Below are 17021 nucleotides of genomic sequence, written 5' to 3' on the forward strand. Positions count from 1 at the left end.
CAAAAAAATAATATGGAAGAAATAAAGTCGTTATATATACATTTCCCGTTCTGTCGTCACCTCTGTAATTATTGTGACTTTTTTAAGTCAATTAAAGAGAATGATGGGCAACTCGATGATTTCGAAAGACTCTTTGCAGATATGTCTACAAAGCATAAGTCAATTCTAGATAGTCATGGCGCTACCCTTGAAGAGTTAGAGTCTCTTTATATTGGTGGAGGAACACCAAGTTTGTGGGGAAGTCGTGGAGCCTACTTCTTAAGAGACTGGTTGTCTGACAATAAGATTTCTTTGAAAGAGGATTGTGAATTTACTCTTGAGGTAAATCCTGGGGCATGGACAGAAGAGACTTTGAGTAGTTGGAGAAGTATCGGAGCGAATCGCTATTCTTTAGGGGTTCAATCTTTAAACTCGAACTTTCTAAAAATTATCGACCGCGTCCACAATATTGATGATGTCCATGAAACATTAAAATATTTTAATAAAGGAAATTATAATTTCTCTGTGGACTTCATGATTGGCTTACCATTTTCTGAAAAATATAACCGCGATATTATAGCTGAGTTAACTGAAATTCTAACATATAACCCAAGTCACATAAGTCTTTATATTCTTACTGTACCAAAGCACTATAAACATTATGACGAATTGCCAGACGAAGAGTGGATAAGTGATGAATATATTAAAGTCTCTAACTTCCTAGCTATCAATGGTTTCAAACATTACGAAGTTTCAAATTTTGCAAAGGCAGGTAAGGCATCTATTCATAATTTAAATTACTGGAAGATGGAATCTGTTGCAGCGATTGGCCCTTCTGCTACTGGCTATATTAAAAATAATCGTTATCGCTATAAGTGGAAAACCAAAGGTGCCGAAGTTGTCGAAGAGGATCTTAACGAAGACGAATTTCAAATAGAGCGACTTTATATGAATTTACGTTCTAGTGTTGGCTTTCCTGTTAAAGATTCTTACTGGGGTGATCTTAGTGAGCTCGTTCAATCACTAAAATCTCGTGGACTGGCCATGGCCGGACGTGATCATTTCTATTTAACGTCCCGCGGCTTTCTTATCCTAGACTCAATTATTGATGAAATATTTAAAATGTCCAAGTAATTTCAATTAGTTGCAAAGTAATTCAAAAAAAAGTCATTGCGCAACGTTGACACTGGGCCAAAGAATACCATCTTTAGGTTAGAGATAAATTTAAAGAGGTAGTTGAAATGTCTGAAACTCAAGTTAATGAAGAAAATGAAAAAGAACTAGGGCCTGAAACTAATGAAGAAACTCAGGAAACTTCTCAAGTAGAAGATACAGAAGCTGAAAATGAAGTTTCAGAAGAAATGAAAGAGTTAATGGAATTTAAAGATAAATTCTATTATGTAGCAGCTGAGATGGAAAATCTTAAAAGACGCCATGAAAAACAACTTCAAGATCAAATTAAATTTGGGACTGAAAAGGTGATGATGGGACTTCTAGATGTTGTTGATAACTTAGAAAGAACTCTTCAGGCGATTGAAAGTGATGAAGATGATAAGGTTAAAAATATTTACACTGGTGTAGATATGGTTAAAAACCAGTTCCTTGAAACACTTAAGACGAATGGTTTAGAAAAAATTGAAACAGAAGGTAAGATTTTTGATCCTCATTTCCACGAAGCAATGGCCCAGATGCCAGCAGAAGGAAAAGAAGATCAAGAGATCATACAAACATATCAAAACGGTTACTCACTAAACGGTAGAGTGATTAGAGCAGCAAAAGTAGTAGTAGCAAAAAACTAATTATATAAAGGAGATTATAATGGGAAAAATTATTGGAATCGACTTAGGTACAACTAATTCATGTGTTGCCGTTCTTGAAAACGGTAAGTACAAAATCGTAGCAAACGCAGAAGGACACAATACAACTCCATCTGTTATTGGTTTCGCTAACAACGGTGAAACGCTTGTAGGTCAAGTTGCAAAAAGACAAGCTGTAACAAATCCTTCAAAAACACTTTATGGGATCAAGAGACTTATTGGTCGTAAATTTAATACACCAGAAGCAAAGTCATTTGCTGACGTTGCTCCATTTGAAATTTTCGCAAATGACAATGGTGATGCATGGGTAAAGGTTGATGGGAAGGCAATGTCTCCTCAAGAAATCTCTGCAAAAGTTCTTCAAAAGCTTAAGAAAGCGGCAGAAGATTACTTAGGTGAAACAGTTACTGAAGCTGTAATTACAGTTCCAGCATATTTTAATGACTCTCAAAGACAAGCAACTAAAGATGCAGGTAAGATTGCAGGTCTTGAAGTAAAAAGAATTATCAATGAGCCAACTGCTGCGGCACTTGCTTACGGACTAGAATCTAAGCAAGATAAAAACATTGCAGTATTTGACCTTGGTGGTGGTACTTTTGATATCTCAATTCTTGAGATCACTTCAGACGGTGTATTCGAAGTAAAAGCAACTAACGGTGATACATTCCTTGGTGGTGAGAACTTTGATGAAAAAATCATTAACTTCCTTGCAGAAGAGTTCCTAAAGTCAGACGGAATCGACTTAAGAAAAGACCAAATGGCACTTCAAAGACTTAAAGAAGCTGCTGAAAAAGCTAAGCATGAGCTATCGAATGTTAACTCGACAGATGTTAACCTTCCATTCATCACTGCAGATGCTTCAGGTCCAAAACACTTAAACGTAAACCTTTCAAGAGCTAAGTTTGAATCTCTAATCGGTGATCACTTAACTGCTCTTGCTAAACCATGTTTAACTTGTCTTGAAGACTCTGGTCTTGAGAAGAGCGAAATCGATGAGGTAATTCTTGTTGGTGGTTCAACTCGTATCCCAGCTGTTCAAGAAAGAGTAAAAGAAATCTTTGGTAAAGAAGCTTCTAAAGGTGTTAACCCTGACGAAGTTGTAGCTGCAGGTGCTGCAATCCAAGGTGGTGTTCTAGCTGGTGATGTAAAAGACGTACTTCTTCTAGACGTAACTCCACTAACTCTAGGGATCGAAACTCTAGGTGGTGTTATGACTCCACTAATTGAGAAGAACACGACTATTCCATCGAAGAAGTCACAAACTTTCTCAACAGCTGTTGATAACCAACCAGCTGTTACAATTCACGTATGCCAAGGTGAGCGTGAGTTTGCTAAAGATAATAAGTCACTAGGACGTTTCGATCTAAGTGGTATTGCACCAGCTCCAAGAGGTGTTCCACAAATCGAAGTAACTTTTGATATTGATGCTAACGGTATCGTACACGTTTCTGCTGTAGACAAAGCAACTGGTAAATCTCAAGAAATTAAGATTACTGCTGGTTCAGGTCTTTCAGATGAAGAAATCGAAAGAATGGTACAAGAAGCAGAAGCTAACAAAGAAGCAGATAAGAAAGCACGTGAGATCGTAGATACTAGAAACAATCTAGATGCACTTATCCTAAGCTGTGAAAAAATGATTAAAGACAGTGCTGATAAAATCTCTGAAGACGATAAGTCTAAATTAGAAGCAGCAATCAACGAAGCTAAAGGTAAGCTTCAGTCTGAGAATCTTGATGAGTTAAAAGCAGCTCAAGAAGCTCTAACGAACGCTTCACATGCAATCGCTCAGCAAATGTATCAACAACCAGGTGCTGAAGCTGGTGCTCAGCAAGCTGGTCCAGAAGCAGATGCAGGTGCAAATGCAGGATCAAATAAGCAAGACGACGATGTTGTTGATGCTGACTTTAAAGAAGTTTAATTAGAAATATAGAATTGAAGGGAGCCCTGTGCTCCCTTTGTTCGTTAATAGAGAATTAAAAATATGAGTGATAAAAGAGATTATTACGATATTCTAGGCGTCGCAAAAGGTGCTGATAAAGCTGAGATCAAGAAGGCTTATCGCAAGATGGCCATGAAGTATCACCCTGACCGTAACCCTGATAATAAAGAAGCAGAAGCAAAGTTTAAAGAAGCTTCTGAAGCTGCAGAGGTTTTACTAGATGATGGAAAACGTCAGCGCTATGACCAATTTGGACACGCTGGCGTAAATGGCCAAGCTGGTGGCTTTGGTGGCGGTGGCTTCCAAGGTGGATTTGGAGACTTCGGCGATCTAGGTGATATCTTTGGAGATATCTTTGGTGACATGATGGGCGGTGGTGGCCGTGGCCGTCGTGGAAGACGTCGTACAGGTGTTCCAGGTAATGATCTTCAAATGACTGTTAGTGTTTCATTTGAAGAAGCAGCATTTGGTGCTAAAAAGAAAGTTTCAATTAATAAAGAAACAACTTGTGAAACTTGTTCGGGCTCAGGTGCGAAAGCGGGATCAGAACCAACTACATGTGATATGTGTCACGGAGCTGGTGAAGTTCGTCGCCAACAAGGATTTTTTACAGTTGCTTCGACTTGTCCGAAATGTCAGGGTTCAGGAACAATGATCAAAGATCCTTGTGGAACATGTCATGGACAAGGACGTAAGAAGAAAAAAGTTGAACTAGAAGTGACTATCCCTGCAGGTATCGACCATGGTCAGCGTCTAAAACTTTCTGGTGAAGGTGATGCTGGAGCACAAGGTGGACCTAACGGTGACCTTTATATTGTTGTGGATGTTAAAGAGCACGAAATCTTTAAGCGTGAAGGCTTCAACGTTCTCTACACTGTACCAATTAGCTTCTCACAGGCGGCCCTTGGTGCTGAGGTAGAAGTTCCAACTCTTGATGGTAAAGTTGTTGTTGATCTTCCTCCTGGTACCCAATCTGGTAAGAAAATGAGACTTAAGGGGAAAGGAATTCAAAAGCTTGGCGGCTATGGAACAGGTGATGCAATTCTTACTGTTCATGTTGAGACACCGACTAAGCTTTCTAAGGAGCACAAGGAGTTACTTGAGCAACTTGCTAAACTTGAAGGAAAGCAGTGTCATCCAATGAGCACTGGTTTCATCGATAAAGTAAAAGAATTATTTAGTTAATTCAATATATTCATGGGAGACTGAGTGAATTAGTCTCCTATGTTTATAAAATCCTAATATTTCTCCTGTTTTCATCTATCTATATTTCAAATAAAATAGACCATACAAAATTAAAAAAGGTCGACTATGTTTAAGTATATTTCTCTAATTTTAATCACACTTCTTGTGAGTTGCGGTGGTATCCAAATGATCAACCGAGACACTTCACATCTTTATACTGAAAAATTCTTAAAAGATTTTGATGTTGCGAAGAAGAGCTTCGTTGATGGAAATAAGGAATTAGCACTAGGTCAACTTAATGCAATTCAAGATGCTAAGTTGAGACCAGCTGAACTCGCTACTAAGACAAATTTAATTGGTGTTATCAATTACTCAAACCAAAACTACGAACAAGCTATCTTTCAATTTAATCTAGCTTTGAATAGCTCAGGTGAAGATGGCCAGCTTAATGCTCAGATTAAGCTTAATCTTGCGAGTAGTTATTATAAGCTTGGTGATCTAGAGAATACTTTTAAGACTCTTGATGGAACGGATTCAAGATGGCTTCTAAATCGCGACTTAGAAAATTTTCATAAATTACGCTACCGTGTTTCGAAAGAACTTGATTTTCAAGCGGTTGCACTAGATTCATTACTTTGGCTAAACTCTGGTGCTAATACGGTTGATGAATTAAAAGAGAAGAAGTTCTATGGGCAACTTGTTACTCAGTACTTCATTGTTGATCAAGCGGAACGTGTACGAATAGTGCAAGACTTTAAAGAGGGGAAGGACTTTGTTTGTGCCTATCTTTCGTACTTAGAAATTGAGCAATTAATTAATCAGGGAAATAAAGGTAAGGCACAAGAAGTAGGTGATTGGGTTAAGTCTCAATATAATATGTACCCTGAGGTTATTGGCCTAGTTACAGCACGTTTTGAAAATTTAAAGAAGTACAGCAAAATTAACCTTCGCTCAATTGGTGTTGTTCTTCCACTTACAGGTGACAAGAGTAAGTTTGGGAAGAGGGCACTTGCTGGTATTGATCACGCTGTTCGCAAATATAATGAACAGAATTCAACGAAGCCAAACTTTCAACCAATTCAGATTAAAATCTTTGATAGTATGGGAAGTGCTATTGTCGGAAAAGAAAAAGTTCGTGAAATGATTGAAAGAGAGAATTCTTCAATTATTATCGGTGGGCTGTTAAAAGATGAAGCAAAGGCACAATATGAAGCCGCTAGAAAGTATGGTGCATTCTTTATTTCTCTATCACAAATCTATACAAGTAAGGATGATAAAGGACACTTACTAATTGAAGTACCTGGTTCAGTTGAGTCTCAAGTATCATTATTATTTTCTGAGAAATATCTTTCAAAATTTGGAAATAAAGTATCAATTATTTATCCTAATACAGATACTGGTTATTCATATGTTGATTCTGCTTGGAAGATGGCCGAGAAGGCCGGTGCAGAAATTGTCAGTATCCAATCATTTGATACTAATCAGACAGACCACAGATCAACTGTTGCTAAGATACTAGGTTTATACTTTACACGCGAAAGACAAGAGGAATTTGAACTTCTAAAATCTGTTCATAAATTAGAAGGGAATACTTCAATTAGACGTGTGCAGACACTTGGACCAATTGTAGACTTTGATTGGGTTCTATTACCTGCAGCTCCAAATGATGCCCTTCAGCTAATTCCATCTTTCAACTACTACGATGCATTTAATGTAAATTTAGTAGGTGGTCCAAATTGGAGATCAAGAAGAATCTCAAGAGAGACTTCTAAGCTAGGGAAGCTGTTCTTTGTGGACTCAGAAGTACCTCAGGGGGACTCTGGCTTCGTTTCAAGTTATCAGTCACGCTATGGGCAGCGACCTGGTGTTGTTGAAATTCTAGGTTTTGAGGGGATGGCGCTTGCTGCTAATGTGTTATCGTTGGGGGATTTTACAAGTCGCGATGAACTTGAAAGAACGCTGGTTAATGCGAAGAAAGTTGCTGGAATTACAGGTTCTTGGAGATTAGAAGATGACGTGTGGATGAAGGACATGAGTCTCATGAGCTTATACCGCGGTCGTTTGAATAAAGTGAATTTGACTATTGAAAAATCTGTTGAAAAATCAATTGAAGAGGAAGTAAGTAACTGACGCTAATGCGCCAGTTATATTACTTCTTAGCAGCGTTGATTCTGCGTAAAATTCTTGCTTTTTTCTTAAGTTGAGCTTTTTTCTTGCTCATTTTAGCAATAGTTTTCTTTCTACCTGCACCCATAATCTTTCCTTTTGCGTAGTGTTAGAAAATAGTCTGGTTATACTAAAAAAAAATATCGATTTTGACAAGGGCCAAGTCATTTTTATAGGAATGCGCGGTGCCAAACTTGTTATTAATGGTTGTCAATAAAATGACCTAAATGGTACATTTTACATATATAAGCAAACGGATTGCTAATCAAAAGGTATAACGGAATGTGCGCTGCAAAGAAAAAAGTGGCAGCTAAGAAAAAAGCTGCGAGCAAAACGACAAAAAAATCATCTAAAAAAGTTGCTAGAAAGAAAGTAACGAAGAAAGCAACAAAGAAAAAAGCCGTAAAGAAAACTTCTTCACGTAAGACAGGTTCTCCTACAAAGGCTAGTTTATCAACTGCATTTGTTGATGAACTTTCTCTAAATAATAAGGCCAAGACTCCAGAGCTAGGTGCTAACCTAGAAATGAAAAAAGCTGCTCTTAGAGCACGTCGTATTCACTGGAATGAAGACAAGCGTAAGATCGCAATTGATATGATCGAACGCTATACGGGTCATGATTTTAAAGACTTCCAACAACAAATTATTTTAACGAATTTTCACTACTATGTAGAAAGATTCAATGCTCTTCTTGATGACCATGTTTATACGCAAGGTTCAGCTTTTAAAGCTTCAAGTTCTAAGAAGGCAAAAGTTACAATTATTGAATTTGGTGTAGGTGCTGCAATGGCCGCTCTTATTGGTGAGCTTATTTCAGTTATCCATCCAAAGGCCGTTCTATTCTTAGGTCTTGCAGGTGCTGTTCACCCTTCTCTTAAAGTTGGTGATTTTGTACTTCCAATTGCTTCGATTAGAGCAGAGGGTGTTACTGAGCACTTTCTTCCTAGGGAAGTTCCTGCCCTTCCAACATTTAAAGTACAAAAATTCGTTTCTCAAATATTATTAGAACATGGGCATGATTACCGTACTGGAACGATCCACTCTACAGATTATCGATTCTGGGAGTTTGATGATCGCTTTAAGGAACGCTTAATTGAGCAAAGAGTTTTAGCTGTTGAAATGGAAACGGCCGCTCTTTTTGTTTCGTGCTTTGTAAGTAAGGTAAATATCGGAGCATTACTTTTAATCTCTGATTGTCCAATGACTAAAGATGGTATTAAGACGAAGAAGTCTGCTAAGTCAGTCTTCAAGAAATATACAGATATTCACATCGAACTTGGAATAGAGGCAATGGCAGACATTGCTGACCGCGGTGAGAATATCAGACACTATCATTGGTAAAATTTTATAAAGGAATATGAAATGTTAAAGCAATTTTTTAATTTCTTCTCAAACGATCTTGCGATCGATTTAGGTACGGCAAATATTCTTGTTTACGCTAAAGATAGAGGAATCATTGTTAATGAACCTTCTGTTGTAGCAGTACACCAAGGGTATAAAGGTACTGGCTCAAAAGTACTTGCTGTGGGTGCGGAAGCAAAACAAATGCTTGGTCGTACACCTGGATCTATTCAAGCTATTCGTCCTATGAGAGATGGAGTAATCGCTGATTTTGAAGTGACAGGTGCGATGCTTAAGTACTTCATCCAAAAATCACTATCAGGTTCAAAGCTTGTTAAGCCTAGAATTATCATTTGTATTCCTTTTGGAATTACTCAGGTTGAAAAGCGTGCGGTAAAAGAATCTGCTGAGCAAGCAGGTGCTCGTGAAGTTTATTTAATTGAAGAACCAATGGCCGCAGCTATTGGTGCTGGACTTCCTATTACTGAGCCTTCAGGTAATATGATTGTTGATATTGGTGGTGGTACTACTGAAGTTGCAGTCATTTCACTTGGTGGTATTGTTTACTCTCAATCTGAAAGAGTTGCAGGTGATAAATTTGATGAAGCAATTGCTTCATATATTAAGAAAAAGTATTCACTTCTAATCGGTGAGAGAACTGCAGAACAAATCAAAATGTCGATTGGTAATGCATATCCATTTGATGATGAAGTAAGAACATATGAAGTTAAGGGACGCGACCTTGTAGCGGGTGCTCCAAAGATTATCGAAGTTACTTCTGACGAAATCAGAGATGCTCTTTCTGATCCAATCGCAGAAGTTGTTGAAGCAATCAAAACTTCATTAGAAAAAACACCTCCTGAGCTAGCAGCCGATATCGTTGATAACGGAATTATTCTAGCTGGTGGTGGTTCACTTCTAGCAAACCTAGATGTTTTAATTAAAGAAAGAACTGGTCTTCCGGTAGCTCTTGCTGAAGATCCACTTACTTGTGTTGTTCGTGGATGTGGTAAGGCACTAGAGTCAATCGATCTTTTAAAACAAGTAGCGACTCTATCATAAGTCGAAGATAGGTTTACAATTGAATTCTAAAAATCTTTTTATCGAATTAGAGCTCTCTGATATAAAACTAAAAATCAGGGAGCTCATTGCCACAAAGAGTAAATTAAAAATTTGGACGAACTCACAGCAAGTTGCTTCTGTTGAGATTTTTGCAATTGAAGAAGATACTCTAATTATTGATGATAATCACTCACTTGATGGTGTTGTTATGGCGAATTTTAGTCTTCGCTATATGAGCTACTTTTTTAAGGGGATTGTTGATGGTGGTAAGTTAAAAATCGATGGTAAAGTTTATCGAAGTGAAAGAAGAGCAGATATGAGATTCAATGTTTCATATATGACTTCTTCATATCTCTACTTTGATGCTGTTGAAGAAGATCTGCCTTCTGCAGATAATGTTCTTCACTTTAATAAATCTAAAAATAAAGAAGATTCATTCATTAAAGATTTCTCTAGCTCAATGAGTGACTTTCCTGAATTAAGAGGTGCTAAGTTAATTGATATTTCAAGTAATGGCGCTTCCTTTGTTATGTCTCTTCAGGACTTCAAAAACTTCTCAAATAAGAAGTTCTCAATGGGAACTTTAGTTTTAGAGAAAAATTCATATGACATCTCAAATATCCAAAAAGTTTACGATATCGATTATGTAAATTTTAGACTCGATAATATTCCAATGAAAAAAATTGGTATTAAATTCGAGAGTAATGGTGAGCTAGAATCATATCTGCAAGAGCTTGATGATAAATCAATAATTTTAACTTCACTTGATGAGGAATTTAATAAGTATATTAATCAAAAAATAGAGGAGTAGTTTATGTTGCGACCTCTTGGTGTGCTTTTTCTATTCTTAATTGCTTCATGTAGTGTGCTGAACGAGGATATTAATGATCAGCTGACGGCGGCTACTAATCAATATAAGCAATTAGAAGTAAGTGGCGAGTATCTTGTTGAAATGATGTCTGGTTTTAACAAGGATCGTGAATACGTACGTAAAACACAGATTGTTTCTCCAGTTAACAAATCTAAAGTCTATGAGAAGACTATAGTTATCTCAAAGAGAAAGAAAATTGCTAAGGAAGTATTCTTCTTAGTACCAATTAAGTACGAATCAACATTTTATTTAAATAATGATGTTTACACAGTAAGTGGACAGATTGACTTAAAAAGAAGAAAGATCCTCTATAATCTAAATTCACCAGAGTATAAATGGTTGGGACAACGTGAGTTTGATGTTCCTCGTGGAGTAAAAGCAATTTGTTTTTATTCATCGATTATTGATTGTGCAAAGGTATCAGGGTTTATCAAGAAGGCCATAGAGAAAAAAAATGGTGACATGAATTTTCATATTCTTTGGGAAAGCTTTCCATACTTCCAAGAACAATATTTAAATATTCCTAAAGAAATCCTTTCTGAAGCAAGATTAAGTTTTGATGAATTTGATAAAAAAGGAAATTATCGCTTTCTCTTAGCCGCTGGCGGCCAGGAGCAAGTTTATATATTAAATAAGAACCTAGATGTTGTTGGTCACTACTGGGCATCCCAGGGCCTATCAAAAGAGTTGGTTAAATGAAGTTATTCTTAAAATCATTTTTTACATTATTTTTTGCAATCACTACGATATTTTTCGCCTTGAGATTAACTCCTGGTGATCCTGTGGAAAGATTACTTGGGCCCGAAGCTAAGGTTGAAGAGATCCAAAAGTATCGTGCTGAACTTGGACTTGATAAAGGACTTGTTGAGCAATATGTTGATTTTGCAAAAGGAATCATCACTCTTGATCTAGGAAAGTCATTTTTTAAGAAAGAGTCAGTTGTTACTCTAATAAAACAAAACTTGCCACCAACTCTTGTGTTGGCATTAATTTCAATTTTAATATCAACACCAATTGGAATTGCCATCGGTGTTATTTCTGCAATTAAGAAATCACAATTACCAGATACGGCCATACGTGTAATTACTTTAACTCTGTTGTCATTTCCGATCTTCTCTTTGGCTCCATTACTTGTTTTAGTTTTTTCAATTAAGCTCGGGATTTTTCCAGTTTCTCAGTGGGAATCTGTCATGCATATGGTAATTCCTGTGACGACATTAGTTCTTCCTCTATCATCTGTTATCGTAAGAGTAATGAGAAATAAGTATCTTGAAGAAGAATCTCAGTTATGGGTTTTGGTTTTAAATGCTAAGGGACTTTCAAACTCTGCGATCGTATATCGTCTAGTTAAAATTTGTATGCCGACGATTTTAAATGTTGTTGCAATTCAACTTTCTGTAGTACTGGCCGGTACTGTTATTACTGAAACTATTTTTGATATTCCTGGTCTTGGCTCTCTATTGTTTGAGGCCATTAATAATCGTGATTATCCTCTGGTACAGGGGATTATCGCCTACTCAACAGTTATCTATATGCTTGTTTATGTATTAGTTGATTATTTAAATGAAAAAATTGATCCAAGGATAGGTTAGTGAGAAAGAAGAAAATAAACAATGAAATGATCTTCGGTGGCGTCATCCTTTCAATATATATTCTCTGGGCCTTACTTTGGTTATTTATGAATGGTTTTAACTATACTCCTTCAAGTATTATATCTCATGAATTGTTTGCACCTTTCTCACAAGATTATTTTTTAGGCACAGACATCAATGGAAGGAGCTTATTTAAGGTTCTTAGCGTTGGGCTTATTTACACAGTAGGGATTTCTCTTTTAATCAGTTCTAGTGCTTGTGTTATTGGTATTGTTATAGGTTATCTATCTGCAATAAAAATTAAGTTTGTTTCTGAAATAATGGATATGTTTACTAACTTAATTTTTATTTTTCCTAGTATTTTACTCGCCATTTTAGTTATGTCTTTTTCGGGACAATCTTTTACTGGATTAGTACTCTGTCTAATTTTCACATCATGGCCTGGTTATGCTCGTATTGCTCGAGGCGAGACAATGCGTGTCTTAAATTTAGGATATGTTGAAAGTGCAAGAGCAATAGGAGTAAGTGAATTTCGTTTATTCTATAAGTCAATTTTACCAAGTATTGTACCAGTTATTTCCATTCACTTTGTTCTTGGAATAAGTGGAGTTATAATTAGTGAGGCTAGTTTAGGATTCCTTGGATTGGGAGCAAGTGAATACTCATGGGGAGCAATCCTTGCGATGGCAAAGCTAGTTCTTTTAGAGGCACCTCATGTTGTAATCGTGACTAGCTTACTAATGACAGGTTTAATTATCTCTTTAAATCTCTTTGGTGATGGCCTAAGAGATTACTTAGATCCAAAACTTAAAGGTAAAGGCAAATAGATGAATAATATATTAGGTCAATTATTTATTACTGGTATCAGTGGTACACAATTAACGACAGAAGAAGAAAGCTTTATTCAAAAAGAAAATATTGGTGGAGTTATTCTTTTTAAACAAAACTATGAGTCTCCAGCTCAGTTAGCAGAGCTAATTAACAATATTCAATCACTACGTGATAACTATCCACTTTTCATAGCAACAGATCATGAAGGTGGACGAGTACAAAGATTTCGTGAAGGCTTTACTATAATTCCACCGATGTTAGACGTTGCAAAAACTGCTTCTCCAAAGCTATGCTTTGAAATTTCGCAATTGATGTCTAATGAACTTTTAAGTTGTGGAGTAAATTTAAATCTTGGGCCTGTTTGTGATATTTTCACAAATCCAAAAAATACTGTTATTGGTGACCGTGCATTCGGTGATAATGCTGATGATGTAACGAAATTTGTTTCAGCGATTATTCGTGGACAACAAACTAGTGGAATTATGTCATGTGCAAAACACTTTCCTGGACATGGTGACACATTAGAAGATTCACACTTTAAACTTCCAGTAGTTAATAAGTCTCTTGAAGAACTTAGAGAAAATGAATTTATTCCATTTGTAAAAGCTGTTAAAGCAAGAGTTGATTTTGTTATGATGGCACATTTAAAAGTGGATGCAATCGATCCAGATAATATTTGTACATTCTCCAAAAAGGCTTATGAATTAATTCGTGAAGAGCTGCGCTTTAAGAAAGTAATTATATCTGATGATATGGAAATGAAGGCCATCTCTGACGAAATTACAATTGGTGAAGCAGCTCTAAAAGCTCTTAGTGCCGGTGCAGATGTTATTGAATATCGTTCATTTGAAGCTTGTCGTGAAGCATATGATTATGTGAAACAGGCATTTGAAGCCGGTGATATTGATAAAGTGGATATCTCACAAAAATATGAACGAGTTTTAGAGCTTAAGAAAAAATACCTATCAAATTACTCACCTACTTATATTCCTGACGTCGCAGGTAAGGTGGGAACCAAAGAGAACTTATCTATTGTTGAGCAGGTTAATCAAGGTTAGCACATAGGGCCAATATTGCCTCTAACTGCTTGAAATCAATTATTTTTGATATTCTTATGTTATGACTAAAGGTCTCATAACTTCTTTATTGTTTTACATGTTTACGTTGCTTGTAACATTCGATGCAAATGCGCAGAGCTATGCCAATTATTCAAAACGTGACCATGCAAACTTACTTGATGAATCTTGTAAAAAAGGAAATCAATCAAGCTGTTTTGAGCAAGGTCTTCTTTATCAAACATTTACTGATAAGAGCTTTAAACAAGATGGTATTAACTACGCTGCCGAAGGAAAGAAGTTAATTATTAGTGCCTGTGATAATGGTGAGCAGAATGCTTGTGATTATAGAAAGGGTGCTGAGTTATTTGAAAGTTCACAACTCCTTATGTGGGCCGGAATTATTCTTATTGGGATTGCCGTCTATATTGTGACTCAAATGATGTTTCAAGATAACGAATCATTTCAAGCGGCACAAAAATTAGAGGAAGGCGGCTCTAAGAAAGCTGATAATGTTAAGAAGCATGGTTTTGTTCTCCAATACTCTAGGCCTTTCTTTAAGCGCTATATCTCGCCCATAGTTTCTTCGATGAAGAGCAAAAAGAAAATTAAAGAGAAGTATAAAAGAAAGTTAGCAAGTGCTGGATTAACAGAGGACATGACACCTGAAGACTTCTTTGCCTTTAAGTTATTTCTCATCATTGGTTTTCCAATTATGTTCTTAGCTGTAAGAGAATTTACTGAAGCTGATTGGAAGCTATCGTTAATACCTGTTATGGCCCTTGTTGGATTCTTATATCCTGATATTTGGATTAAAGGAAAAATTGAACAACGCCAAAAAGATATTATTAATGGAATGCCATTTTCTGTTGATATGCTAGCTCTTTCTGTTGAAGCTGGTCTAGATTTTATTGCTGCAATGACAAAAGTTGTGGATAAAGCGAAGCCAGGTCCGCTAACTCAAGAATTCGAAATCCTTCTTAAAGAAATTAAGATTGGGGCAAGTCGTGCTGAGGCATTAAGAAATATGGCCTGGCGAGTGGACTTAATTCAAATATCTTCATTTTGTGCAACTCTTATTGCTGCTGACTCTGTCGGTGCTTCAATTGGACCAATACTAAAAGCATTATCAATTGAGATCAGACAAAAGAAATCAGCTCAAATTGAAAAAGAAGGTGCCACTGCTGCCACTAAAATTTTATTTCCGATGATGGCATTTATCGTTCCATCTGTTCTGTTGATGATCTTTGCTCCTCTTGTTGTTGAGCTTGTAGGAGGAAAGTAATGAAGATTTCTTGTAATGGAATTGAAATTTGCAAGCAAGCGATAGTAGCAGACTCTTTTTACAAGAAGCTAAAAGGACTAATGTTTTCTGAAAGCATGGACGGATTTGATGGCATGATTTTCTATGGAACAAACGCGATTCATACATGTTTTATGAATTATAAAATCGATGTTGTGTTCTTTAATAGTAAGAACGAAATAAAGAAAATATACCGTGGACTAAAACCATGGAGACATACGCAAATTGTTTTCAGTGCTAGTCGTGTACTAGAGTTGGCCGATGGACAGTTGCCTCAAGAGATTAAGGAAGGGGATACTCTAGAGTTATGTATAAGTTAGTTGTTGTAGCTGGTAAGCTACGTGGACAAGAGTATATTTTAGAAGAAGGGGAAAATACCCTAGGACGCTCTGAGGAATGCAGTGTTCACTTTCCTGTAAATGGTGTTTCTAAAAAGCATTTATCAGTTACAGTTACTCAAGATGTTGCGTTTGTTAAAGATCTTGGAAGTTCAAATGGTACATTTGTTAACGGTAAAGCTGTCAAGAGAGCGACTGTTAAAAACGGTGATAAGATAGCGCTTCCAGATTCAATTCTTCAGGTTGTCTTTGTTAAAGAGAAAAAGAAGATTATTAAAAAGAGAGTTGAAGCCGTAGAAGAAGATGATGAGCCAACATATATTACTGGTGGTGAAATGCCAGAGAATATCTTTGGTAAGATTATCTGGCTTTTTAAATATCGTTTAATGCCACTTGTTCATGGGATCAATGAAGAGTATGAGTGGCGTGTGTTAACAGGTATCTTACTGGCAATTTTTGTTGTTGTTACCGTAACGCTTACAATATTTCCAGTTATGAAGACTTCGCAAAGTTTACTACTTCTAGAGGTCGCTAAGCGTGGTGCTCACTATGCTGATGAGATTAAAAGACAAAATAGAGGTGCTTTGGCCAGAAAAGATCTTGATCGAGTCGACACGAAGTTTATGGAACAAGGTAATAACGGCGTTGTTTCTTATGATCTATTTGACATCGATGGACGAATTGTAAGACCTCTTACAAAGCTTAATATGTATATTGATGACCCTTTTTCTGTCCAAGTAAGAGAGTGGGCCGAAAGGACTATGAAAAATTCTGATGATCGTCCAATGGTAAGTCGTTTATCAAATGGTGAAATTGGAATTGGACAAAAGATTAAAGCAACTAATGTTAAAACAGGCCAGCTTGATGTAGTAGGTGTAATTGCGATTAGGTTTAAGCCTTCTTCAATTGCTGATGAGGCCTCGAAAAGTCGCGTTGCTTACTTAGAGGCGCTTATTACTTCATTTATTGCTTCTATCGTCTTCTTCGCTATTGTCTACTATATGACAATTAGGCATCTAGATGAAATGAAGTTTCAAATTGAAGAGGCACTAAGAGGAAATCGTAAAAGCGTTGATAGTGAATACCTTTGGTCGGAAATTGATCCACTGAGGTCATCGATCAACTCCATGATTCAAAGAATTAGAGAGCTTCAAAAAACTGATGATGAAATGAGCTTCGATGAAATGGAAAGTGATGAATCCTATGTTTCGAGCTTATACGAGTTCATGCAAGGAGCCCAAGGGGCAGTCCTTGTTTTAGATTCACAAAAGAATCTGTCTCATATCAATACACTAGCTGAAGATATCACGGCAATTAGGGGGAGCTCTTCTGAGGGAATGAGCCTCTTAGATGTGGCACGTGAAAAAGGATTTGCAGCTACTATAATTGAATTATGTGATGCCTCTGCTGACAATGGAGGTACATCTCAGAAGGGTGAATATGAACTTTCTGGGCACTTTTATAATATTTTTGTTACGAGTTTAATAGGGCGAGATAATTTTGCTAAAGCGTTCTATGTTACACTAATTAAAGAGGACTAAA

General features: G+C 36.7%; 15 protein-coding genes. All 15 read left to right on the top strand.

The window, feature by feature from the left end; genetic code table 11:
* Positions 1-12: 12 nt before the first annotated feature.
* The 15 genes from ACRXC1_RS00780 to ACRXC1_RS00850 all read left to right on the top strand — a co-directional run bounded on the left by ACRXC1_RS00780 (position 13) and on the right by ACRXC1_RS00850 (position 17020).
* Complete coding sequence (locus ACRXC1_RS00780) at positions 13-1113, top strand: coproporphyrinogen-III oxidase family protein (protein WP_433655740.1); 1101 nt, start codon at positions 13-15, stop codon at positions 1111-1113.
* Between the two features lie 107 nt (positions 1114-1220).
* Complete coding sequence (gene grpE, locus ACRXC1_RS00785; RefSeq protein WP_392909699.1) at positions 1221-1778, top strand: nucleotide exchange factor GrpE; 558 nt, start codon at positions 1221-1223, stop codon at positions 1776-1778.
* Positions 1779-1797: 19 nt separating this feature from the next.
* Complete coding sequence (gene dnaK / locus ACRXC1_RS00790) at positions 1798-3714, top strand: molecular chaperone DnaK (protein WP_021266108.1); 1917 nt, start codon at positions 1798-1800, stop codon at positions 3712-3714.
* Positions 3715-3777: 63 nt separating this feature from the next.
* On the top strand, positions 3778-4920 hold the full coding sequence (gene dnaJ, locus ACRXC1_RS00795) for a molecular chaperone DnaJ (protein ID WP_392857939.1): 1143 nt from the start codon (positions 3778-3780) through the stop codon (positions 4918-4920).
* A gap of 126 nt (positions 4921-5046) precedes the next feature.
* Positions 5047-7050 carry an ABC transporter substrate-binding protein gene (locus ACRXC1_RS00800; protein WP_392909703.1) on the top strand — a complete coding sequence of 668 codons (2004 nt, stop codon included), beginning with the start codon at positions 5047-5049 and terminating at the stop codon, positions 7048-7050.
* 318 nt (positions 7051-7368) lie between these two features.
* On the top strand, positions 7369-8427 hold the full coding sequence (locus tag ACRXC1_RS00805) for an AMP nucleosidase (protein ID WP_433655743.1): 1059 nt from the start codon (positions 7369-7371) through the stop codon (positions 8425-8427).
* 21 nt (positions 8428-8448) lie between these two features.
* Complete coding sequence (locus ACRXC1_RS00810; RefSeq protein ID WP_021266421.1) at positions 8449-9489, top strand: rod shape-determining protein; 1041 nt, start codon at positions 8449-8451, stop codon at positions 9487-9489.
* Positions 9490-9508: 19 nt separating this feature from the next.
* Complete coding sequence (locus tag ACRXC1_RS00815) at positions 9509-10300, top strand: hypothetical protein (protein WP_433655745.1); 792 nt, start codon at positions 9509-9511, stop codon at positions 10298-10300.
* 3 nt (positions 10301-10303) lie between these two features.
* Positions 10304-11059, top strand: a complete 756-nt coding sequence (locus ACRXC1_RS00820) for a hypothetical protein (protein ID WP_433655747.1) — start codon at positions 10304-10306, stop codon at positions 11057-11059.
* Positions 11056-11952, top strand: coding sequence for an ABC transporter permease (locus tag ACRXC1_RS00825; protein WP_433655749.1), 897 nt, complete (start codon positions 11056-11058; stop codon positions 11950-11952). The genes ACRXC1_RS00820 and ACRXC1_RS00825 overlap by 4 nt, the downstream gene beginning before the upstream one ends.
* Positions 11952-12779 carry an ABC transporter permease gene (locus ACRXC1_RS00830; protein ID WP_433655751.1) on the top strand — a complete coding sequence of 276 codons (828 nt, stop codon included), beginning with the start codon at positions 11952-11954 and terminating at the stop codon, positions 12777-12779. Before ACRXC1_RS00825 ends, ACRXC1_RS00830 begins: the two co-directional genes overlap by 1 nt.
* Positions 12780-13841, top strand: coding sequence for a beta-N-acetylhexosaminidase (gene nagZ / locus ACRXC1_RS00835; RefSeq protein ID WP_433655753.1), 1062 nt, complete (start codon positions 12780-12782; stop codon positions 13839-13841).
* Positions 13842-13938: 97 nt separating this feature from the next.
* Positions 13939-15123: a type II secretion system F family protein gene (locus ACRXC1_RS00840; protein WP_392909713.1), complete on the top strand. Its 1185-nt coding sequence runs from the start codon at positions 13939-13941 to the stop codon at positions 15121-15123.
* Positions 15123-15461 carry a DUF192 domain-containing protein gene (locus tag ACRXC1_RS00845; protein WP_433655755.1) on the top strand — a complete coding sequence of 113 codons (339 nt, stop codon included), beginning with the start codon at positions 15123-15125 and terminating at the stop codon, positions 15459-15461. Before ACRXC1_RS00840 ends, ACRXC1_RS00845 begins: the two co-directional genes overlap by 1 nt.
* The gene (locus ACRXC1_RS00850) at positions 15449-17020 is read left to right on the top strand and encodes an FHA domain-containing protein (protein ID WP_433655757.1); all 1572 of its coding nucleotides are present in this window, start codon (positions 15449-15451) and stop codon (positions 17018-17020) included. Before ACRXC1_RS00845 ends, ACRXC1_RS00850 begins: the two co-directional genes overlap by 13 nt.
* The last annotated feature ends 1 nt before the right edge of the window (position 17021 follow it).

Source organism: Halobacteriovorax sp. GFR8 (genome assembly GCF_050955245.1).
GTDB lineage: Bacteria > Bdellovibrionota > Bacteriovoracia > Bacteriovoracales > Bacteriovoracaceae > Halobacteriovorax_A.